The organism is Flavobacterium soyangense (assembly GCF_015277675.1).
Classification (GTDB): Bacteria; Bacteroidota; Bacteroidia; order Flavobacteriales; family Flavobacteriaceae; genus Flavobacterium; species Flavobacterium soyangense.
Map to the genome: position 1 here is coordinate 26,644 of NZ_JADHEC010000027.1, position 23,523 is coordinate 50,166.

At 32.8% G+C, this 23,523-nt stretch carries 20 protein-coding genes; 6 read left to right on the forward strand and 14 right to left on the reverse strand.

What is annotated here, in order from left to right; all coding sequences use genetic code 11:
• Window positions 1-4: 4 nt before the first annotated feature.
• The 5 genes from IR213_RS11870 to truA form a co-directional block, all read right to left on the reverse strand.
• On the reverse strand, window positions 5-334 hold the full coding sequence (locus IR213_RS11870) for a translation initiation factor (RefSeq protein WP_194312525.1): 330 nt from the start codon (window positions 332-334) through the stop codon (window positions 5-7).
• A 136-nt stretch (window positions 335-470) separates the two neighbouring features.
• Window positions 471-1,421 carry an isopenicillin N synthase family dioxygenase gene (locus tag IR213_RS11875; protein ID WP_194312526.1) on the reverse strand — a complete coding sequence of 317 codons (951 nt, stop codon included), beginning with the start codon at window positions 1,419-1,421 and terminating at the stop codon, window positions 471-473.
• A gap of 207 nt (window positions 1,422-1,628) precedes the next feature.
• Window positions 1,629-3,017, reverse strand: coding sequence for a dihydrolipoyl dehydrogenase (gene lpdA, locus IR213_RS11880; protein WP_194312527.1), 1,389 nt, complete (start codon window positions 3,015-3,017; stop codon window positions 1,629-1,631).
• A gap of 216 nt (window positions 3,018-3,233) precedes the next feature.
• Window positions 3,234-4,988 (reverse strand): ABC transporter ATP-binding protein, encoded by a 1,755-nt coding sequence (locus IR213_RS11885; protein WP_194312528.1) that lies wholly within the window; start codon window positions 4,986-4,988, stop codon window positions 3,234-3,236.
• A gap of 33 nt (window positions 4,989-5,021) precedes the next feature.
• A complete protein-coding gene (truA, locus tag IR213_RS11890; RefSeq protein WP_194312529.1) occupies window positions 5,022-5,756 on the reverse strand; it encodes a tRNA pseudouridine(38-40) synthase TruA in 735 nt (244 codons plus the stop codon).
• Between the two features lie 189 nt (window positions 5,757-5,945).
• On the opposite strand from truA, the gene IR213_RS11895 reads away from it, so the two are divergent.
• Window positions 5,946-6,440 carry a metallophosphoesterase family protein gene (locus IR213_RS11895; RefSeq protein ID WP_194312530.1) on the forward strand — a complete coding sequence of 165 codons (495 nt, stop codon included), beginning with the start codon at window positions 5,946-5,948 and terminating at the stop codon, window positions 6,438-6,440.
• A gap of 133 nt (window positions 6,441-6,573) precedes the next feature.
• On the opposite strand, the gene IR213_RS11900 is transcribed toward IR213_RS11895, so the two are convergent.
• Window positions 6,574-6,987 carry a DUF4293 domain-containing protein gene (locus IR213_RS11900; protein ID WP_194312531.1) on the reverse strand — a complete coding sequence of 138 codons (414 nt, stop codon included), beginning with the start codon at window positions 6,985-6,987 and terminating at the stop codon, window positions 6,574-6,576.
• A gap of 180 nt (window positions 6,988-7,167) precedes the next feature.
• Here IR213_RS11900 and rho point away from each other — a divergent pair, with 180 nt between their 5' ends.
• The gene (gene rho, locus IR213_RS11905) at window positions 7,168-8,958 is read left to right on the forward strand and encodes a transcription termination factor Rho (RefSeq protein ID WP_194312532.1); all 1,791 of its coding nucleotides are present in this window, start codon (window positions 7,168-7,170) and stop codon (window positions 8,956-8,958) included.
• 90 nt (window positions 8,959-9,048) lie between these two features.
• On the opposite strand, the gene IR213_RS11910 is transcribed toward rho, so the two are convergent.
• The 7 genes from IR213_RS11910 to IR213_RS11940 form a co-directional block, all read right to left on the reverse strand.
• Window positions 9,049-10,305: an RsmB/NOP family class I SAM-dependent RNA methyltransferase gene (locus IR213_RS11910; RefSeq protein ID WP_194312533.1), complete on the reverse strand. Its 1,257-nt coding sequence runs from the start codon at window positions 10,303-10,305 to the stop codon at window positions 9,049-9,051.
• A gap of 117 nt (window positions 10,306-10,422) precedes the next feature.
• Window positions 10,423-12,384, reverse strand: coding sequence for a KUP/HAK/KT family potassium transporter (locus IR213_RS11915; RefSeq protein WP_194312534.1), 1,962 nt, complete (start codon window positions 12,382-12,384; stop codon window positions 10,423-10,425).
• A gap of 126 nt (window positions 12,385-12,510) precedes the next feature.
• Complete coding sequence (locus tag IR213_RS11920) at window positions 12,511-13,632, reverse strand: hypothetical protein (RefSeq protein WP_194312535.1); 1,122 nt, start codon at window positions 13,630-13,632, stop codon at window positions 12,511-12,513.
• A gap of 227 nt (window positions 13,633-13,859) precedes the next feature.
• Window positions 13,860-14,312 (reverse strand): sensor of ECF-type sigma factor, encoded by a 453-nt coding sequence (locus tag IR213_RS11925; protein ID WP_194312536.1) that lies wholly within the window; start codon window positions 14,310-14,312, stop codon window positions 13,860-13,862.
• Between the two features lie 6 nt (window positions 14,313-14,318).
• Complete coding sequence (locus tag IR213_RS11930) at window positions 14,319-14,732, reverse strand: hypothetical protein (protein ID WP_194312537.1); 414 nt, start codon at window positions 14,730-14,732, stop codon at window positions 14,319-14,321.
• Window positions 14,733-14,765: 33 nt separating this feature from the next.
• Window positions 14,766-15,308, reverse strand: a complete 543-nt coding sequence (locus tag IR213_RS11935; RefSeq protein ID WP_194312538.1) for an RNA polymerase sigma factor — start codon at window positions 15,306-15,308, stop codon at window positions 14,766-14,768.
• 61 nt (window positions 15,309-15,369) lie between these two features.
• On the reverse strand, window positions 15,370-16,479 hold the full coding sequence (locus IR213_RS11940) for an SRPBCC family protein (RefSeq protein ID WP_194312539.1): 1,110 nt from the start codon (window positions 16,477-16,479) through the stop codon (window positions 15,370-15,372).
• A 299-nt stretch (window positions 16,480-16,778) separates the two neighbouring features.
• On the opposite strand from IR213_RS11940, the gene IR213_RS11945 reads away from it, so the two are divergent.
• The 3 genes from IR213_RS11945 (at window position 16,779) to IR213_RS11955 (ending at window position 21,301) form a co-directional block, all read left to right on the forward strand.
• A complete protein-coding gene (locus tag IR213_RS11945; RefSeq protein ID WP_194312540.1) occupies window positions 16,779-18,812 on the forward strand; it encodes a dipeptidyl-peptidase 3 family protein in 2,034 nt (677 codons plus the stop codon).
• A gap of 149 nt (window positions 18,813-18,961) precedes the next feature.
• Window positions 18,962-20,410 (forward strand): IS1182 family transposase, encoded by a 1,449-nt coding sequence (locus IR213_RS11950; protein ID WP_194312541.1) that lies wholly within the window; start codon window positions 18,962-18,964, stop codon window positions 20,408-20,410.
• Window positions 20,411-20,911: 501 nt separating this feature from the next.
• The gene (locus IR213_RS11955) at window positions 20,912-21,301 is read left to right on the forward strand and encodes a pyrophosphohydrolase domain-containing protein (protein ID WP_194312542.1); all 390 of its coding nucleotides are present in this window, start codon (window positions 20,912-20,914) and stop codon (window positions 21,299-21,301) included.
• Window positions 21,302-21,386: 85 nt separating this feature from the next.
• Here IR213_RS11955 and IR213_RS11960 read toward each other — a convergent pair whose 3' ends face one another.
• Window positions 21,387-22,454: a branched-chain amino acid aminotransferase gene (locus IR213_RS11960; protein ID WP_194312543.1), complete on the reverse strand. Its 1,068-nt coding sequence runs from the start codon at window positions 22,452-22,454 to the stop codon at window positions 21,387-21,389.
• Window positions 22,455-22,730: 276 nt separating this feature from the next.
• Here IR213_RS11960 and mnmD point away from each other — a divergent pair, with 276 nt between their 5' ends.
• On the forward strand, window positions 22,731-23,393 hold the full coding sequence (gene mnmD / locus IR213_RS11965) for a tRNA (5-methylaminomethyl-2-thiouridine)(34)-methyltransferase MnmD (RefSeq protein ID WP_194312544.1): 663 nt from the start codon (window positions 22,731-22,733) through the stop codon (window positions 23,391-23,393).
• The last annotated feature ends 130 nt before the right edge of the window (window positions 23,394-23,523 follow it).

The window sequence follows — 23,523 nt, forward strand, 5'->3', positions numbered from 1 at the left end:
AAAATTATCCTCCAACTCTTTTTACCTTAAAGCCTTTATCCTTGAGTATTTGCATAATTTTATCGCGATAATCGCCTTGAATGATTATAGAATCGTCTTTGAAAGTTCCGCCAACGCTTAATTTGGTTTTGATTTCTTTAGCTAAGATTTTGAAATCTTCATCACTTCCTTCGTAACCTTCTATTATGGTGGTAACTTTCCCTTTTCGCTTTTCGAATTTGCAAATCATTGGTTCTTTTTGAATGAAAAGAACGTGATCTTCTTCAAAAATTTCTTCAGGTTCCGATTCGATATGGTCAGGAAATAGATTTTTTAGTTGCTCTTGTAAGTCCATTTTTTTACAATTAAATTGTTTTTAAAAACCATTAAGAAATAAAGTTTCATTTACAAATAAAAAATTTAATATGACTTAATTTCTTAATGGTAAAAGTACAAAAACAGCAAGTTACCTGTTTTTTTTTTGATATATATTATTTTTTGATTAAACCTAAATCTACCAATCTTTCGTGCAAGTAATCTCCAGCGGTAATATCGTCAAATTTCTTTGGATTTTCATCATCAATGCAATTTTCTAAACAATCTAATTTCATATCACTGACAGGATGCATAAAAAACGGAATTGAAAAACGAGATGTTCCCCATAATTCCCTTGGCGGATTCACCACTTGGTGAATGGTAGATTTTAGTTTATTATTGGTATGACGAGACAACATATCACCCACATTAATTACTAATTCATCTGATTCAGCAATGGCGTCAATCCAATCTCCATCGTGATTTTGAACCTGTAAACCGCGACCTTGCGCACCCATCAAAAGTGTAATCAGGTTAATATCTCCGTGAGCTGCGGCACGAATGGCATTTTCGGGTTCAGAAGTAATGGGTGGGTAATGAATTGGACGTAAAATAGAATTCCCTTCTTTTGCATATTCGTCAAAATAAAACTCGTCTAATCCAAGATGCAACGCCAAAGCTCTCAACACGTAAACCCCAGTTTTTTCGAGCATTTGGTAGGCTTCTTTTCCCACAATATTAAAGCGAGGCAATTCTTTTACTTCAACATTATCAGGATATTCTGCAGCGTGTTTGGAGTTTTTATCAACATATTGGCCAAAGTGCCAAAACTCTTTTAAATCTCCTTCTTTTCTTCCTTTGGCGTGCTCTTTTCCAAAAGAAACGTAGCCTCTTTGACCTCCAATTCCAGGAATTTCATAACCATGTTTGGTTTCTAATGGCAAAGCGAAAAAGTTTCTGATTTCGCCATACAATTCTTCAACTAATTGGTCGTCAAGAAAATGCCCTTTTAGGGCAACGAATCCAATTTCTTCAAAGGCACTTCCGATTTCATTTACAAATTTTTGTTTACGTTTCGGGTCATCCGAAAGGAAATCACGCAAGTCAACACTGGGAATGTTTTGCATAGTATAATTTAATTTTAAACTTAAACTTAAAAAAGGTGTTAAACCTTAACCAACAAATATAAAGAATAATTTTAGAAAGTTTCAAATATAATACAAGCTTATAATAGCTTTAGAAAAAGATAAATATTTATTTAAAAGCAAAAATCCGATTTGCTTCCACAAAACGGATTTTATATATAAATGCAAAAAACTTTTTATATCTCAAACTTACAAATGAATTACTTCGCCATAAGCTTCGGCTACAGCTTCCATAACGGCTTCACTCATTGTTGGATGTGGGTGAATTGATTTTAGGATTTCATGTCCTGTAGTTTCCAGTTTTCTGGCAACAACAGCTTCGGCAATCATATCAGTAACGCCAGCACCTATCATATGGCAACCCAACCATTCACCGTATTTGGCATCAAAAATCACTTTTACAAAACCATCTGGAGTTCCTGCAGCTTTTGCTTTTCCTGAGGCTGAGAATGGGAATTTTCCAATTTTCAATTCATATCCTTTTTCTTTGGCTTGTTTTTCGGTCAAACCTACAGAAGCTATTTCTGGTGTTGCATACGTACAACCTGGGATGTTTCCGTAATCAATAGGATCAACGTGCAATCCAGCGATTTTTTCTACGCAAGTAATTCCTTCGGCAGAGGCTACGTGTGCCAAAGCTGGTCCTGGAACTACATCGCCAATGGCATAATAACCCGGTACGTTAGTTTGGTAAAAATCGTTTACTAGAATTTTATCTCTGTCAGTGGCAATTCCCACTTCTTCTAATCCTATATTTTCGATATTAGTTTTGATTCCAACTGCCGAAAGCAAAATGTCAGCTTCAAGAATTTCTTCTCCTTTTGTTGTTTTTACAAAGGCTTTAACCCCAGAACCGGAAATGTCAATTTTCTCAACTGAAGAGTTGGTCATAATTTTAACTCCCGATTTTTTCATTGAACGTTCCATTTGTTTAGAAATATCTTCGTCTTCTAATGGAACTATATTTGGTAAGAATTCAACTATAGTCACATCCGTTCCCATTGAGTTATAGAAATGTGCAAATTCAACTCCAATGGCACCTGAACCCACAACAATCATTGATTTTGGTTGGGTTGGCAATGTCATTGCCTGTCTGTATCCAATTACTTTTACGCCGTCTTGTGGCAAGTTTGGCAATTCGCGAGAACGTGCGCCAGTTGCAATAATAATATGATCGGCAGAATATTCAGTCACTTTTCCATCAGCAGAAGTTACATCAATTTTTTTGCCTGGTTTTAGTTTTCCAAAACCATCAATCACATCAATTTTATTCTTTTTCATCAGGAATTGAACCCCTTTGCTCATTCCGTCAGCAACGGAACGGCTTCGTTTTACGACAGCAGGGAAATCTTTGTCAAATTCAGAAACAGTCAATCCATAATCCGAAGCATGTTTCAAGTAATCAAAAACTTGTGCTGATTTTAAAAGTGCTTTTGTTGGTATACAACCCCAATTCAAACAAACCCCACCAAGATTTTCTTTTTCGATTACGGCTACTTTAAAGCCCAATTGTGATGCTCTAATGGCTGTCACATAACCGCCCGGTCCACTTCCTAAAACTATAATATCGTATTTCATTTTTTTCGTTTTTATTTTATTATCGTAAAAATGCAGTCACAAAAGCTCGTGTCATTTTTTCTTATTTATTTAAATATGATAAAAATGCAGTCGCAAAAGCTCGTGTCATTTTTGTGTGTTTTATATGTTAAAATTCTGCTGCGAAATTAGCAAATATTTTTTAATTTGATAATAGGAAAAGTACAATTAGTAGTTGCTGATCGTACTTTTCAAGGATTAAGTATTTAATATAAATTGTGAATCATACAAATTTTTATAATAACCGTCCATTTTCTCCAATAATTCCTGATGTGTTCCTTGTTCAACAATCAAACCTTTATCCATAACGACGATTTTGTCAGCTTTGACAATGGTAGCCAATCTATGTGCAATTACTATAGAAGTTCTTCCCTTGGTGATGGTTTCAGTAGCTTTTTGAATCAACTCTTCAGAATAGGTATCGATAGAAGAAGTCGCTTCATCAAGGATTAGAATACTAGGATTGCTAACATAGGCACGAAGAAAAGCAATTAATTGACGTTGTCCTGAAGATAACATTACGCCACGTTCTTTGACGTCAAAATCATAATTATCGGGTAGGCTCATAATGAATTTATGAACGCCAATTTTTTTGGCTGCAGCCAAAACTTGCTCACGTGAAATATCAGGATTGTTTAGTGTGATGTTATTGAAAATGGTATCTGCAAAAAGGAAAACGTCTTGTAAAACCACTGCAATTTGCTTGCGCAGCGAACTCAAAGTATAGTTTTCTATATTGTGACCATCAATACAAATCGTACCACTATTAATTTCATAAAAACGGTTCAGTAAATTGATAATTGTCGATTTTCCGGCTCCTGTTGCTCCGACAATGGCAACGGTTTTACCTGCTTTTACATCTAAATCAATGCCTTTTATCACATATTCTTCGTCAATATAACTAAAATGAACATCCTTAAATTGTATGTTCCCTTTGAAAATAGGTGCTTCGATAGTTCCGGTATCCTGAATTTGGTCTTGGGTATCGAGAATATCGAAAACACGATTGGCAGCAATCATCCCAAGTTGCATTTCGTTGAATTTATCCGCAATTTGACGCAATGGGTTGAATAACATTCCTATGAACATTGTATATGCTGTCATTTGTCCTAAAGTGGTAAACGAATTTTCATTTATGATTTGCAATCCACCGTAAAGCACTATAAAACCTAAAGTTAATGACGAAATTATATCGGCAATTGGGAAGAATATGGAGTTGTACAAAATTGTTTTTATCCAGGCTTTATTGTGTTTCTCGTTGATATTTCTGAATTTTTCAGCTTCTATATCTTCGCGATTAAAAAGTTGAACAATTTTCATCCCTGTCACTCGTTCTTGAACGAAAGAATTCATATTGGCAATTTGAGTTCGTACTTCTTCAAAAGCCACTTGCATTTTCTTTTGGAATATTCGCGTAAAAAAAACCAATATAGGCATTGCTAAAACTACAATAAAGGAGAGTTGCCAATTCATCCAAAACATAATAATCAAGCAGGCAATCATTTTCATCACGTCACTGGCAATCATAAACAATCCTTGACTAAAAATACGGGCAATTGCCTCTATATCAGAAACGGAACGTGTCACAAGTTGTCCTACAGGTGTATTATCAAAGTATTTCATTTTAAAAGTTAAAATGTGTCTAAACATTTTTGTTCGAATGTCTTTTACAATGTCTTGCCCGAGCCAATTAGCCCAATAGACAAAGAAAAATTGGGAAATAACTTCTAACAACAAAGTAATTCCCATTAAGGTTACATACATTAATAATCCCTGATTATCTTTAGGTTTTATATAAGTATCTACAGTGCCTTGTAAAATCAATGGACGCACTGCTGCAAATATAGACAGGAAAACAGCAAAAATTATCACGCCATTAAAACGCAATTGGTAAGGCTTGGTATATTTTAAGATTCTTTTGAATAATCTGGTGTCGAATGCTTTTGCTTTCATTTTTTTGTTGTTGTGCGTTTGCTAAGCAATCTGCTATAAATAATCATAATCAATTTTTGTCAAATATAATCCATGTGCCGGAACCGAAAAACCAGCTTTGTCTCGGTCTTTCCCTTTAATTATGGCTTCGAAATCGGTCAGGGAAATTTTGTGCAAACCTACATAAACTAATGTTCCTACAATGGCCCTAACCATATTTCGTAGAAAACGATTTGCCGAAATTGTAAATACAAGATTGTTGTTTTCCTTTCTCCAATGTGCTTCAAAAATAGAACAATCAAAGGTGTTTACATCGGTATTCACTTTTGAGAAACATTGAAAATCAATATGGTTAAATAATAATTCCGAGGCTTTATTCATCAAATCGATGTCTAATTCTTGATGAAAATACCAACTCTGGTCTTGCAAAAAAGCATCTTTAAATGCGTTGATATGATATTCATAGGTTCTTTTTGTGGCATCAAAGCGAGCGTGAGCTTCGTTGTGAACCGGAATAATATTATATATGACAATATCTTTTGGTAAATAGGAATTGAGCTTATGCACTAAACTTTGAATTTCAAATGGAGTTTCAAAATCAAAATGGGCAAACATTTCCTTGGCGTGAACACCAGTATCTGTTCGACCTGCTCCCATAAGATTTACCTCGGAATTCAATACGACCGAAACTGCTTTGTTCAGTGTTTCCTGCACGGAAGAAGCATTGGGTTGGTATTGCCATCCGTGATAATTGGTTCCGTTGTATGCCAGTTTTATAAAATACCTCAAGTTTAAATTTCAGATTTCAGATTTCAGATTTCAGATTTGTTTGAAAATAGAAACCAATATTAAAATGCAAATCTACAAAGATTGTCAATCTTATTGGCTATGTTTTTTTCAAATCTGAAATCAAAAATAGTTAATCTTCCATCTTAAATAATAACTTTGTTGCTTTGAGTCTTTGTGGCAAAATTACCTATGAAAAAAATACTCCTTCTTTCCGATACACACAGTCATATAGATGACACGATTTTAAAATATGTTGCACAGGCTGACGAAGTTTGGCACGCCGGCGATATTGGAAATTTAATCGTTACGGATACCATAAAAAAAATCAAACCTTTGCGCGGGGTTTACGGTAATATTGATGATGATAAAGCCAGAATGGAGTTTCCGTTGCACAATCGTTTTATGTGCGAAGGTGTAGATGTTTGGATAACACACATTGGTGGTTATTCTGGAAAATACAATCCAAATATTAAGACCGAAATGACTGAAAATCCTCCAAAATTGTTTATTTGCGGCCATTCCCATATTCTGAAAGTTATTTTTGATAAGAAACACAATCTTTTACATATGAATCCCGGAGCTGCCGGAACAAGTGGTTTTCATCAAGTGAGAACAATGTTGCGTTTCGTGATTGATGATGACAAAATAAAAGATTTGGAAATAATTGAAATTGGGAAGAAGTAGTCAGAAGTGAAAAGTGAGTAGGAAATAGTAAGAAATGAAAGGTGAGATTGCTTCTTTCCTCGCAATGACATACAAAAAAACCCGAACTTTTACATTCGGGTTTCCTTCGCACTAATAAACTAAGTTTATAGGATTATCTCAATCTGTCCACAGATTTTACAAGATCTTCGTCCTTTTTGATGGCCTTGTTAGCTAAGACTAACAACACGATAGCAACAATAGGTAGAAACATCCCAATACCTTTCTCAGAAACAGCCAGTGTTTCTCCAGATACATTTAGCGAACGATATACAAACAAGCCTAATAAAATTAAATTTAAAATTATATTCAATCTGCCAATAACAAATTGATTTTGTCTTTTTTTATACGAAACAATACTCAACAAAGATAGCGTTGTACTCAACCCGAACACAATAACATAGATTTGATTTTGCATAAAAAAGTATGTGGAACCATCAGTCATTGTCCATAACGGAATGAAGAATGGTAAAATTCCTGTTGCCACGAAGGCTAGAAGTAAATATATGGTTTGAATTCTTTGTAACATTTTCTCAATTTCTTTTACAAAAATATATTTTCTTTTTAATAAATACTATTGTAGATTAAAATTTATTCGTAATATTGCATAACAAATCCGTAAGTACTTCATTCTTCGGTCAATTCAAAATCAAAAATTTTACTACACACTTTTATAGTATTCCCAAATATTTAAACTCACAGAACATTTATGTTTGACATTTCTGCATTAAAAGAAATGAAGCTTTCTGAGCTTCAAGAAATAGCTAAAGCGGCTAAAACAATAAAAATTGCCGGTGTAAAAAAAGAGGTATTAATTAACCAAATTTTAGAACTTCAGTCGGCAAATACAGATTCAACTTCAGATAATAAAAAGGTTGAAGAAAAAATGGAAGATGACAAGCCTAAAAGAGCGCGAATTGTAGCTCCGAAAAAAGTGGCTATTCAAAAAAATTCCAATAATTCACTTTTTTCAGAAGAAGAAATCTCTGTGGAACCGAGCGTTCCTGAGATAGTAAGCGAAACTCCAGTCGAAGTTGTTCCCGAAAAGAAAGTAGGGAAAGTGATTAAATTTAATAAATCAGCCTACGAAAAGAAGGTGGCGCTGCAAAAAGAAAAAGAAGAAGCAAAAGAAGCTGTTATAGAGAATGAATCTGATTCTGTTACTGAAATTGTTGAAAATACAGAAACTACCGAAAATGCTGAAGTTAGCGTTCCCGCAAAAAAAATAAATCCAAACCAACTTCACAAGCAAAACCCACACGAGCGAAAACGAACTGACGAAGTAAATCAAAACCCTAACGCAAATCCAAATCAAAACGGAAATGGAAATGTGAATCCCAATTTCAAAAGCAAGAAAAACAATTTTAGGGATTCGGATTTTGAATTTGACGGAATTATAGAAAGTGAAGGCGTTCTGGAAATGATGCCTGATGGTTATGGTTTCCTTCGCTCTTCGGATTATAATTATTTGGCTTCGCCAGATGATATTTATTTATCAACTTCACAAATTAGATTATTCGGACTTAAAACCGGAGATACTGTAAAAGGAGTGGTTCGTCCTCCAAAAGAAGGCGAAAAATTCTTTCCGTTAGTTCGGGTTTTAAAAATCAACGGACACGATCCGCAAGTGGTTCGTGACCGAGTTTCATTCGAACATTTAACTCCTGTTTTTCCATCTGAAAAATTCAAATTAGCCGAAAGGCAAAGCACTATTTCTACTCGAATTATAGATTTGTTTTCACCAATAGGAAAAGGACAACGTGGAATGATTGTAGCGCAGCCTAAAACGGGTAAAACGATGTTATTGAAAGACATTGCAAATGCCATTGCAGCTAATCATCCTGAAGTTTATTTGATCGTTTTATTAATTGATGAACGTCCTGAAGAGGTTACTGATATGGTACGAAGCGTTCGTGGCGAAGTAATTGCTTCAACTTTTGACAGAGAACCACAAGAACACGTGAAAATTGCTAATATTGTTCTCGAAAAAGCAAAACGTTTGGTTGAATGTGGTCATGATGTTGTGATTTTATTGGATTCTATTACGCGTTTAGCAAGAGCTTATAATACTGTACAACCTGCATCTGGTAAGGTATTGAGTGGTGGTGTTGATGCCAATGCATTACAGAAACCAAAAAGATTCTTTGGAGCGGCCAGAAATGTTGAAAACGGAGGTTCTTTGACTATAATTGCAACAGCCTTGACAGAAACTGGTTCAAAAATGGATGAAGTTATCTTCGAAGAATTCAAAGGAACTGGAAATATGGAATTGCAGTTGGATAGAAAAATTGCCAACAAACGTATTTTCCCTGCAATTGATTTGACTTCATCAAGTACTAGACGTGATGATTTGTTATTGGATCCAAAAACATTGCAAAGAATGTGGATTATGAGAAAATACCTTTCTGACATGAATCCAGTGGAAGCAATGGATTTTATCAATGATCGTTTCAAGAAAACTAAAAATAATGAGGAGTTTTTAATTTCGATGAATGATTAAGAAGATTTAAAGAGTATTGAATATTTATAAAGAATAAAAAAATTCCTCGAAATAATCGAGGATTTTTTTTGTGGATTTTGAGTCTAAAATCTATTCTATTTCTTTCTGTACTCTTTTTTCTTTCTGCTCTATACTTTCTTTACGTTCCAATAAAGCCATATAAAATCCATCAAATCCTGATTCCGAAGCTAATATTTTGCGATCTTTTATGAAGTTAAATTGTTTTCCAATATCTGTAGTCAAGAATTTTTTAACCTGTTCTTGATTCTCAGAAGGCAAAATAGAACAAGTTGCATAGACTAATTTTCCACCTGGTTTTACAATTTTAGAATAGTTTTCCAAAACTTCCGCTTGCACTTTGCGAATATTATCGATGAATTCGGGTTGCAATTTCCATTTGGCATCTGGATTTCTTTTCAGCACTCCCAAACCGCTACAAGGTGCGTCAATCAAAACCCTGTCGGCTTTTTCATGCAGTTTTTTGATGACTTTTGTCGTATCAATAATGCGATATTCAATATTAAAAGCACCGTCTCTTTTGGCACGCAATTTCAATTGCTTCAATTTACTTTCGTACAAATCCATTGCTATTAATTGTCCTTTGTTTTCCATCAAAGCGGCAATATGCAAGGTTTTTCCACCAGCGCCGGCACAAGTGTCAACAATGCGCATTCCTGGTTTTACATCTAGGAAAGCGGCAACCAATTGAGAATTTGCATCCTGAACTTCAAAAAATCCTTGTTTGAAGGCATCGGTCAAGAAGACATTGGCTCTTTCTTTTAGTACCAAGGCATCAGGTTGATCTTTCAGGTATTCGGTTTCAATGTTCAAGTCCATTAAGATGGCTCTTAATTGTTCCTTAGTTGTTTTTAAAGTATTGGTTCTAAGAATAACTTTGGCTGGTTGGTTTTGCGCTGCAATTTCAGTTGCCCATACTTTTTCGCCTAATTCTTTTACTCCTAATTCGTCCATCCAATCCGGAATAGATTCTTTTAATGCCCTTACTTTTGAAAGTTCGTCAAAACGTCCTTTTATTTTTCTTTCGGGAGTTCCTTCCAATTGGCGCCAATCGGGGATAGGGTATCCTCTTAAAACTGCCCAAACCGAAAACATTCTCCAAAGATTATCTCTGTCAAATGGTTCTTTTACTTCGGCTATTTCTGCGTATAATCTTTTCCAACGAACGATTTCGTATATGGTTTCTGCTACGAATTTTCTATCGGAGCTTCCCCAACGTTTGTCTTTTTTTAAGGATCTTGCTACAACTTTATCGGCATATTCTCCTTCGTTGAAGATGGCGTTTAAAGCATCAATGGTTGTGTAAACTAAATTTCTGTGTAATCTCATTTTAAATAATTGAGGTGCAAAGGTACTACTAAATGATTGAAAGTTGAATTTTTAATTTTGGCATAAAAAAACACTGTTTTGGCACAGTGTTTTTTTGTCTCTATCTAAAGATAAACTTTATTGAATTCTGGTTAAACCAATGTTTTCAGGAGCATGAAGTACCATTGGGAATTTTTCCACTTTTACGGAGCTACTGTCTAAACCAAACGCACTTTCTTCAGAAAGACTTAATTTCTTGATAAAGAAGTAAGAGTTCATAATTATTTTTTCGAAGAAAGTTAAATCACTATCATTTGATAAATATTTTTCGGATAAGACAAATTTGAAATCACCGATAATATTATTTTTATTTAAGGATTCATATCTACTGGTAACATCCACCTCACCTTTTTTAACCATATCTGTGATTACTTCTTTAAACATCAGGTTTATTTTTGTAGGCTCCCTAAAACCTAAATTAAAGTCGACTCTGAATATGGTGTCTTTAGCAATTTCAGAAACTTTATATTCGGTTTTATAAGGTATATTTAAAATATTAACGTGGATAAACCAATAGATATCAGCTCGTTTTGGTCTTTTTCGTAAAATGGAGTACATTACTTTTTCCTCAATTTCATCAATTCTGCCCGCATTAGTCATATAAATTAAATGGGTAGCATATTTTGGTATCGATAAATCATCACTTAATTCGACCAATACTTTTTTATAATCATCTAATTTTACAATCTGAGTGTAGCTCTTGTTAATTTTCTTAGCAAAATACCAAATAGTCATAATAGAAATAAGAATAGAGGCAATAATTAATGTTACATAACCACCTTCGGCAAATTTTGTAATATTAGCGATAAGGAAACCAAATTCTATTGTTAAATATATTGTTATTATTGGCACCATAAAATACACTTTTACTCTTTTTAAAATCATATAATAATTGAGTAATATCGTGGTCATTATCATACACAATATAATGGCTAATCCATAAGCGTGTTCCATATTGCTTGATTTTTCGAAGTGTAACACAACGCCAACACATCCAAAAAACAATAGCCAGTTTATTGACGGAATATACAATTGTCCTTTTAATTCTGAAGGATATTTTATTTTTACTTTTGGCCAAAAATTCAATCGCATTGCTTCATTTATCAGTGTAAAGGAACCACTTATGAGTGCTTGTGATGCAATTACTGCTGCAAGGGTTGCCACTATAATTCCAAAAGGTTGAAACCAATCTGCCATTATTAAATAGAATGGATTTCCATTTTCGCCTCCTAAACCATCCAAGGTAAGTCCTTCATGGTGAATCAAATAAGCTCCTTGCCCAAAGTAGTTTAAAACCAAAGTGGTTTTTACGAAAATCCAACTGATCCTGATGTTTTTTCGTCCACAATGCCCCATATCCGAATATAATGCTTCGGCTCCAGTTGTACAAAGGAAAACAAATCCCAATACATAAAAACCTTCAGGATGAATTGTTAATAAATTATAGGCGTAATAAGGATTAAAAGCCTTAAGGACTTCAGGATGCTTTGTTATTTGCAATAAACCCAAAATGCCAAGCATACAAAACCAAAGAAGCATCATCGGAGCAAAAAAACGACCTACTAATTTAGAACCAAATTGCTGTATGGTAAACAATACAAATAAAATACCAATGACAATTGGAACCGTATTAATCTCTGGATAAAAAGTTTTAATTCCTTCAACAGCTGATGAGACAGAGATGGGCGGAGTAATTATTCCGTCAGCAAGCAAGGCGCTTCCTCCAATAATTGCCGGTATAATTAACCATTGTATTTTAGTCTTTTTGACTAATGCATATAATGCAAAAATCCCTCCTTCACCATGATTATCGGCACTTAAAGTGATGAGAACATATTTTATGGTGGTTTGTAATGTAAGTGTCCAGAAAACGGCTGAAATACCACCTAAAACGATATCTGCATTTATGACATGTGAACCAATTATGGCTTTCATTACATATAATGGTGAGGTTCCAATATCACCGTAAATTATTCCCAATGAAATTAATAAACCTCCTAATGTTAACTTACTGTGTAAGTCCTTATGCGAAATGCTCATGTATATTTATATAAAAAACTTGGCAAATCTACTGTTTTTAAATATATTATTGATTGTTATGTAAAAATAAATATAAAAAAAACACGGCTGATTGAACCGTGTTTTAATATTGGTTTTTTAAAAGTGTTATGATCTTCTATTGCCATTGCCTCTTGAAGAATTGTTATTGTCTCCTGAAGATGGATTTCTTGATTGAGTATTTTCTTTTGGAGATTCATTTCTTTGTGGTGCTGATGCTCTTGGAGTCTCAGTTCTGTTTTGGGAATAGTCTCTTTGTGAATCGTTTCTTTGCGGAGTATTTGCTCTTGGAGTCTCAGTTCTGTTTTGGGAATAATCTCTTTGTGAATCGTTTCTTTGCGGAGCATTTGCTCTTGGATATTCAGTTCTGTTTTGGGAATAATCTCTTTGTGAATCGTTTCTTTGCGGAGCATTTGCTCTTGGATATTCAGTTCTGTTGTTAGAATATCCAACGTCATTTCTAGAGCCAACATTTCTTGTGTTTCTTATTTGGTCTAATTCATAACGATTGTTTACCTGAGAATTTCTTCTTGAAAATGAATATTCAGGATATTGCCTTTCATAGCCATTAGAACGTCTTGAATTGTATATGTTTGCTGCATAATTACAACTTCTGTAATTTACATAATTGTAGTGATTATAAGTATAATTATTTAGACAATTATTGACATTATATCTGTATCTAAATACTGGGAATGGATTCCAGGCATAATAAAAACTTGGATAATAATTCCATGACCAAGCGGAATAATACGGACGATAATTTGATATCCAAAATGAGGCATAAATAAGTGGTGTGTAATAATATTCAGGTTCGTAAATATAATTTTGACCATACAAATAAGTGTTGCCAACTACTTGTATACGAACATTATTTCCCCAGTCTTTTTCCACTTCAATGGTGGCAACATCTTGATATAAGTCACAATCAAGAACAGATTGTATAATGATTACGTGTGTACGATTTTCCACGCATTCTATAACGCGTAGATAATCTACCTGATCATCATTATTCAAATCTAAATTTGATATTTGTAATTTTGGATCATTCAATCGTCTTTCAAAATCCCTAAGATTTTTTGAGTCTCCAAAGATAGAAGCAACAACTCTTAAATCTAAATTATCACTTATTTCAGAATTTAATGCTTGAACTGTAGTTCTGTTTTGCCCTTGCATTTGTGTTGCAAATACCGAAGTTATCATAGCAAATACTAGTAATTGAGTTTTCATATTTAATAAGATTAAATTATTTGATTTCAATTATCCAATTACTGTGCCAATAAATTATTTTGGTAAATATCAATCTTTAAAATAAATTACAAATATCTTTAATACAGACAATTAGATTATTTTTATTTTTATAAAAATAAAATGATTTGGATTGTTTTAAATAAAAAATCCAAGAAATAGATTGGACTATTTCTTGGTTTGTAGTTTTATTGTGAGAATCTATGAGACTATCTTCTTAGACCTTTGTCTCGATATTGTTGTAGCAATTTTCTATTAAAATCGTCTTCGGCCTTTTTCAATTTTATAATTTTTACTGGAGATAAAATTCCTTTTAGGCTAGCAATAAATTTTTTCCTGATTTGGTACAATTCATCTTCGTTACTTTCCATTTGAGCAAGCAGGGCAGAAGCTTCTTTATCACTCATTTTGTCTAAATCATCATCCATTCTATCCTTGAAGGCTCTCATTTTTTGATGTCTTAACTCAAACTGCTTGTCATCAAAAGCATTGTAAATTGGCCAAAATTTAACAGCTTCATCTGGTGTCAATGATAATTCATTAGTAATAAAACCCACTTTTAACGCTTTGATTTGTTCTTTTTTTTCTCCCATAGGCGGTTGAGCAAAGGAATGAATCGAAAGTAACAGTATAATAATAAGTAGTAGTTTGTTTGTTTTCATTTTGTTTTAATTTAATATATATTGCTCTAAATTTTTGTTAGTTGAAAGTTCATTTTCAATAGTTTTTTCTTCAATGTTGAAGTCAATATTCATTTTTTGAATATCTTTTTCGTCAAGAAGGTTAACTATATCTTCATCAGAAACAGTAGAATGATAAGTAATATAATTTTCTAATGTTACATCATCAATTTCTGCCGAATTACTGTAAAAATAATTATATACCGGAATAGTTAATGCCATAATCACAATAGCGGCAGCGGTATATAACCAAGTTTTTTTCCTGGCAAAAAGCGAAATTATCTTTGGCTCTTTTTTAGGTAATTGTTGCATCATTTTTGCAGAAAAATCCTCAAAGTAATTCTCCGGAGTTGTAAATCCAGTTTTAATTTTTGGTTCGTTTTCTAGTTTAAATGTTTTCATGATATTTATTGGACTTAATTGAAGTCAAAAGGTTTAATTTGTAGTAACAAAGGCTTCTATTTTTTTTACGGCATGATGATAAGATGCTTTTAAAGCTCCTACTGATGTTCCTAATATTTTTGATATTTCTTCGTATTTCAGTTCTTCAAAATATTTCATTTTAAATATTAATTGTTGCTTTTCAGGTAATAGCACAATTGCTTTTTGCAATTTTACTTGAATTTCGTTTCCATCAAAATAGACGTCAGCTTTAAGATTATCGATAGTTTTGTTTTGTAATGTTTCTGATGAAATTCCATTTTTTTTTGCTTTTTGACTTAAAAAGGTCAAAGCCTCATTGGTGGCAATTCGATACATCCACGAAAATAGTTTGCTTTCCCCTTTAAATTTATTCAAATATTGAAACACTTTCACGAAAGTGTTTTGCAAAACATCATCAGCATCATCATGGTCAATAACAATATTTCTTATGTGATTATATAAGGGTTTTTGATATTCTTTCAAGAGTTTTTCAAACGCAAGGTTTTGAGTCTTCGGGTTTAATAATTCCTGGATAAATTCCTTTTCTTCTTGCAAAGCTATAATTTATAAGTTTAGAATGGAATTTATCAAATAGGTTTAATCACAATTAAAAATATTAGAATTCAGAAGGAATTTCTTTCTCAACTTTAGGTTTTGGGGTAATTTCTTCATTTGTCGGAGTTGGTGTAACAATTGGTTTAGACACAACTTTTTGTCTTATTGGATAATAAATTTCGGTAATCCATTTTGAAGGATTATTTATATCATTTTTGCCAATTATGTATATTTCAATATGAGAAAATACAGTATCTGCATTAAGATAATTAGTCTTAAGATATTCCTGTGTTTTATCCAATGCTTTTTTAGTATGTGAATAATCACCAGCCAAGGTTGTTTTTACGGCTTGGAATGGTTGAAGTTTCTCTGATAAAATATCGCTTCCTTCAACTAAGAAAATAGGTTCTTTAATAGGAATACAAACCGACATTTTTGTAAGTTCATTGGTAATATCATAAGTATGATAAATGACAAATGGTTTGCCACTTATTGTAATATTATTTTTTTTACAGAAAGTAGTGATTTTAGAAATAACGATTCCGGAATTTTTGGAAACTTTTGAAAATTCACTGGTAAATGTTTGAGCTAGATAGAAAGTTTCGGGATTGTTTACTAAACCATTAACTTTTACGGAATACGTATTTATTTCATAATCCAGTTTCTTGTCTAAATTATTCAAACTTTTTTCAAATACAGAACCAAAAATTTTCTCCGCTCCGCCATTAAAAGCGGTCAACACTTTAAAAAGAAATCCCATTTTTCCTTTTGCTTTCCAGGATACTCTTGTTTTTCCCAATGTATCTTTAAAACTCATAGAAACATCAGCGGAATTACCGTTAAAATTCATTATTTGAAAAATGCTGTCGTTCTCTTTTATATTTATCGTCTGTAAATCACCATTTCCTTGTTTTCCTTCCCAAGTACAAGAACTGCCTTTGCCAATGGTGTTTTTTGAATAAGTAATGTTAATAAGAGAATCTTCTGTAGCTAGGGAATTCCATTCGCCCCAATTTTTAAAATCGTTAACATAATTAAATACGGATGATTTTGGCGAATTGATAATTTTACTTCTTTCTACAGTAAAATTACCTTTTTGTGTTGCAACAAAAATGGATAATGCTACTAAACTAAGTAATAATAATAGAAAGAGGTACTTTAAAATTCTCATAATAAACAGTTTAATTTCTGTTGTAAAGTTAGAAATTTTATCAATACATTTAACTGCCATAAAAGTATAAAATTTCTATTTCTATTCAATTTTGAAACATTTAAATAATAATATTTAATTCTTTTAATTTAAATTCCAATATATCAGAAAGTTGAATTCAAAATAATTCAAAAGCAAGACCAGTTAATACTAGTGTATTGTTTAATTTTTTCTCAAATAAATGTTAATTTTTGTGTTATGTTTAAAGAATACATATATTTGTTAAAATATTATTATAAAACAACTAAATATCTTTAATAATGAAATTACTTAAAATTGCTGGTGTTTTTATGACCGTTGGACTTTCTTTTATTTGTAATGCACAAATAAAGGTTTCTGATACGAAAACTACCGTAAAAGCTCCATTTGAATACGTTGTCGAACAATTTGCTGACATAAAAGTATTGCGTTACCAAATACCGGGTTGGGAAAATCTAACACTAAAAGAACAAAAATTAGTGTATTATCTCACTCAAGCAGGATATTCTGGTCGAGATATTGGTTGGGATCAACACTATAAAAGCAATCTGAAAATAAGAAAAGCACTTGAGAATATTTATGTAAACTATAAAGGAGACAAAACTTCCCAAGATTGGAAAAACTTTGAAATTTATCTAAAAAGAGTATGGTTTGCCAATGGAATCCATCATCATTATTCTAATGATAAAATTAAGCCTGCATTTTCTGCAGTTTATTTTAATAGTTTAATGAAAGCTACAAAAACAAGCTTATCGCCAGCAATTGTAGAAGTTCTTTTTAATGATGCCGATGCAAAAAAAGTGAATCTTGATGAATCAAAAGGATTGTTAGAAGGTTCTGCTATCAATTTTTATAGTAAAGGAATTACGGCAAAAGAAGTTGAAGATTTTTATGCCAAAAAAACAAGTCCTGATGCTAAAAGACCTTATTCGTATGGTTTAAATTCTAAATTAGTTCGTAATTCTAAAGGGCAATTAGAAGAAAAAGTATGGAAAAGTAAAGGAATGTACGGTGTTGCGATTGATAAAATTGTTTATTGGTTAGGAAAAGCGCAAAGTGTTGCTGAAAACAAGAAACAAGGCGATGCTATTGGATTGCTTATTAGTTATTACAAAACGGGAAGTTTAAAAACTTGGGATGATTACAACATCGCTTGGTTGCAAGCTACTGATGGAAATATTGATTATATCAACAGCTTTATTGAAGTTTACAATGATCCATTAGGATACAGAGGATCATATGAAAGCATCGTTCAAATTAAAGATTTTGATATGTCTAAAAAAATGGAGGTGATTTCAAAAAATGCTCAATGGTTTGAAGATAATTCTCCTTTGCTTCCGGAAAATAAAAAGAAAAATGTAGTTGGTGTTTCCTATAAAACTGTTGTTGTAGCAGGTGAATCTGGTGATTCTTCTCCGGCAACTCCTATTGGTGTAAACCTTCCAAATGCTGATTGGATTCGTGCTGAACACGGTTCAAAATCAGTTTCTTTAGGGAATATTATTGATTCCTATAATAAGGCCGGTGGAAAAGGTAGATTGCAAGAATTTGCTAATGATCCTGAAGAAATAGCTTTGGCTGAAAAATATGCTGAAATAGGAGATAAAATGCACACTGCTTTGCACGAAGTGATTGGTCACGCCTCTGGACAAATTAATCCTGGTGTGGGAACTCCAAAAGAGACCTTGAAAAGTTATGCTTCGACTCTTGAAGAAGGTAGAGCTGATTTAGTGGGATTGTACTATGTCTATAATCCAAAATTACAGGAACTTGGCTTGGTTGACGATTGGAAAAAACTAGGTATGGAATCGTATGACAGTTACATCCGTAACGGATTAATGACACAACTTATTCGATTGGAAAAAGGAGCTAATATTGAAGAAGCACACATGAGAAACCGTCAGTTTATAAGCTCTTGGGTTTTTGAAAAAGGAAAAGCAGACAATGTAATCGAGAAATTAACCCGTAACGGAAAGACCTATTTCAATATTACTGATTATGACAAATTACACGAATTATTCGGACAGTTATTACGTGAAATCCAACGCATAAAATCAGAAGGGGATTATGCTGCAGGAAAAGCTTTGGTTGAAAATTATGGTGTGAAAGTAGATCAAAAAAAACACGCGGAAGTATTGGAACGTAACAAACAATTTACATCTGCTCCTTACAGTGGTTTTGTAAATCCAGTTTTAGTTCCAAAATTAGATGCAAAAGGAAACATAATTTCGATTGAAGTAACACAGCCAAAATCATTTGCTGAACAAATGTTGAACTATTCAAAAACTTATGGTTCCTTGCCTTTGGAAAATTAAGAAATAATTGATTTATAAAAAAAGGATGTCTTGATAGGAGGGCACTGAAAAAGTCTTTTTTCGAATAAATTGACAAATAAAAGGAGTAGAAAACTTAGGATTTCTACTCCTTTTTTGGTATATTTAGCTGTAATTATAAAGTTTTTTAGATGTTAGTACAGCAACAAACAATAGACTTCAGCGAACATTCTTCGTTATATGATTTAATTGTGCCGAAGGATAATCTTTTGAGAAAAATTAATGATTTAATAGATTTTTCATTTATCTATGATGAGTTATTAAATAAATACTGCATCAATAATGGGCGTAAGGCAGAAAGTCCTGTTCGAATGTTTAAATATTTACTTCTTAAAACAATTTACACTGTTTCCGATGTTGATATAGTGGAACGTTCACGTTTTGATATGTCCTTTAAATATTTTTTGGACATGAATCCAGAAGACGATGTTATCAATCCTAGTTCGTTGACAAAATTTAGAAAACTACGTTTGAAAGACACCGACTTATTAAATTTATTGATAAGCAAAACGGTAAACATCGCTATTGAAAAAGGCATCATCCGTTCTAAATCTATTATTGTTGATGCCACACATACTTTATCAAGATCCAATCCATTTTCAGCAATCGAAGTATTGAGAGAACGTTCAAAACTACTTCGAAAAACAGTATACATCTTTGACGACCAATTCAAAGAACGCATGCCCAAAAAAAATACAGACAATGATATAGAAAAGGAGCTGGCTTATTGCAAAGAACTAGAAACAAGTATAGAAAATGAGCCTTCTATAAGTTCAATCCCTGCTGTGAAAGAAAAACTAAACCTATTAAAAGAAACTGTAGAAGATACTCAAGAAAATTTAACTTTATCAAAAGATCCCGATGCTAAAGTAGGTCATAAGTCTGCCGATAGTTCCTTTTTTGGCTATAAGACTCATTTGGCAATGACCGAAGAGCGCATCATTACTGCGGCTGTAGTTACATCCGGAGAAAAAGGCGATGGACCAGAATTACCTAAACTTTTAAAAATTAGTCAAGAAAACGGAATTGATGTAGAGGCCATTATTGGCGATGCGGCTTATTCCGGAAAAGAGAACCTTAAAATCACAAGTGAACAAAACATTAAAGTAGTAGCAAGGCTAAATCCATCGATAACACAAGGATTTAGAAAAGACGAAGATAGGTTTGATTACAATAAAGATGCCGATAGGTTTGTTTGCCCAGCAGGACATTTGGCCATACGAAAAGCACGTCAAGGATCCAAAGATGTCGGAACAAATCAAGTAGATACTTATTATTTTGATGTCGAAAAATGCAAGTCTTGCCCTTTAAAAGAAGGCTGTTACAAAGATGGAGCCAAAACAAAAACGTATTCGGTATCCATAAAATCAGAATTGCATCAAGACCAAATGGCTTTTCAAGAAACAGAATATTACAAAGAAAAAGCAAAACATCGGTACAAGATAGAAGCCAAAAATAGCGAGTTAAAAAATGCACACGGTTATGATAGAGCGATATCATACGGTATTACCAATATGCAAATGCAAGGTGCAATAGCAATTTTCACAGTCAACTTAAAAAGAATACTCAAATTAATGTAGAAAATACAATCTACACATACATTTTGCCAAACGAACCTGTATAAGTCAAAATCGGACTCATACAACCTACAATAAAAAACAGTTACAAAAATAAAAACGCTCATAACAGATGTTTAAAATCCTGTTATAAGCGTTTTTTTACTCTCTATAAAAAGAGGCTTTTTAAAATAAACAAGGTTTTTCAGTGCCCTCCTTGATAGGCATCCTTTTTTTATTATATATCAAATAACCCTAACGTTTAAAAAATATTTTTATCATAAATAAGATTATGATAAAGAGAATAAACCCAATCAGAATCTTATAATTTCCTTTGTAAAAGGTTTTGTGCAACTTTGCATCTTTTCTATAGGCATAAATCATTGCGATAACAAAAGCAACAAAAAAACAGCCTGCAAACACCAATTGTCCTGGACTAAACATAGTTTAAAATATTTTGGGCAAATTTAGGAATTAGTTTAGGAAAACTTGCTAATTTGCAACTTCATTTAATCAAATAAAATTATGCAAAAACAAATCAACGCAGTAAAGGAATTTCACACGGCATTTATCATAGGTCACAGCGAAACCCCTATAGGTGATTTGGGCGAAAATAAAAACTTGCTTCGTTACAATTTGATGAAAGAAGAAAACGAAGAATATCTTGAAGCAGTCCAGAATAATGATTTAATTGAAATCGCCGATGCTTTGGGTGACATGATGTACATTCTTTGTGGAACGATTATCGAACACGGTTTGCAACATAAAATTGAAGAAGTTTTTGACGAAATTCAACGCTCTAATATGAGTAAACTTGGAGAAGACGGGAAACCTATTTATCGTGAAGATGGAAAAGTAATGAAAGGTCCCAATTATTTTAAACCTGATTTTTCTAAAATACTTGGAGGAAAGTAGCCAGTAGCAAGTTAAAAAAAAGCAGTTTAAACATGAAACAAATCATGTTTAAACTGCTTTTTTGTATAAATAATTAGACTGAAAACTAAACTTTAACTGTCCAACCAAAAGTGTCTTCGGCTAGTTTATGTTGAATGTTTGTCAATTTATCTTTAAGTTCTAATGCAATTGAACTCTCTGATTTTGGCAATTCATAATAAACATCCTGATACGAGAATCCAATAATTGGGTTAACAACTGCGGCTGTCCCTGCTCCAAAAATTTCTTTTAAGCTACCGTTTTTAGCCCCTTCAACTAGTTCAGAAACTAAAACAGGACGAACTTCAACATTAATATTTTCTCTTTTTGCCAAATCAATAAGGCTTTTTCGAGTCACACCATCAAGAATTCTTTCGCTAGTGGGAGCAGTATATAAAGTGTCGTTTATTCTAAAAAACACATTCATTGTTCCAGCTTCTTCTAATTTAGTATGAGTTGCGTCATCCGTCCAAATCACTTGTTGAAAACCTGCTTTGTTGGCTAAATTTGTTGGGTAAAATTGAGCAGCATAATTTCCTGCAGCTTTTGCGGCACCAATACCACCGTTTGCAGCTCTACTGAAATGCTCCGCAATTAATACTTTTACTTCACCTGAATAGTATGCTTTTGCTGGCGATAATAGAATCATGAATTTATAATCATCAGATGGATTTGCAATTACTCCTGTTCCGGTAGCAATCATAAATGGTCTGATGTACATAGTGTTTCCTTTTCCTTTTTGAATCCAAGCCTCATCTAATTGTAATAATTGTTTCAGCCCTTCCATAAAGATTTCTTCAGGAACTTCAGGCATTGCCATTCTTGTTGCAGAATTATTGAAACGGTGGTAGTTTTCATCAGGTCTAAATAACCAAATTGCATCATTATCATCTTTGTACGCTTTCATTCCTTCAAAAATGGCTTGGCCATAATGGAAGACTTTTGCTGACGGATCCAATAAAAATGGAGCATAAGGTTTGATGACTGGTTTTTGCCATTCGCCATTTGTAAAATCACATTCGAATAAATGATCTGTAAAAACTTCCCCAAAATGTAAATTATCAAAATCGACATCTTTTATTTTTGAAGTTGCGGCTTTTATTATTTCAATTTTGTTGGTTTGTGTTGCACTCATAATTAGTTATTCTATTAAAATATTGTATAAGGTAGGATGATGTTAAACGAATTTACGTTTTGCAAAATTAAACAAAAAACATCATATTCCTTATCAAAAAAACATTAATTATAGCGTTTAACTGAGATTTATTTATATTCTAAAAAAAATGGAAAATTCAGAGTTTTTTTATGAAATATTTAAAAAATAAGAGTCAATGATGGTTAAACCTAATTAGGTTTTAATTAAATTTGGCAATCAATGACTTGGTTAAAGTAAAAAACCCTCCATACTATTTTGAAAAGAGAAATAATAAAAACTGCTGATGGCTCGACAACCATTCAAATTGAAGCATGGAACGAATGCTATCATTCAAAATTTGGAGCCATTCAGGAAGCCCAACACGTCTTTATAAAAAATGGACTTTTATTATTCGAAGGCAAACCTATTTCCATTTTGGAAATAGGTTTTGGTACGGGTCTGAATGCCTTTATCACTTTTTTAGAATCTAAAAAACTGAACCAAACTATAGATTATGTTGGAGTAGAAGCATATCCTATTTCTTCTGAAGAAGTGCTGTCAATGAATTATGTTTTTGAATTAAATGCTGAAAAGGAATTAGCTGTATTTGAAAAAATGCATGATTGCAACTGGGAAAAACAAGTTGTTTTGAGAGAAGATTTTGTGTTAACAAAAAGAAAGCAGTTTTTTACCGACATTGATGACTTAGAAAAGTTCGACTTGATTTATTTTGATGCTTTTGGCTATAATGTTCAACCTGAATTATGGAGCACGGCAATTTTTAAGAAAATGTACAATGCACTAAAAACTAATGGAATATTAGTTACTTATGCGGCTAGAGGAGTTGTAAAAAGGAGCATGAAAGAAGTGGGTTTTACTGTCGAAAAGCTTGTAGGACCGCCAGGAAAAAGAGAAATGTTTCGGGCACGAAAAGGTTAGTTTTTTAGAATAAAAAATCACTACTAACCGATTAATATTTTTAAACAGAAAGGGCTACTTTTAAAAGTAAGCCCTTTTTTTCATATATTTTGAGTGACAAAAAACAAAATTTATGAGTTCCAAAGATATT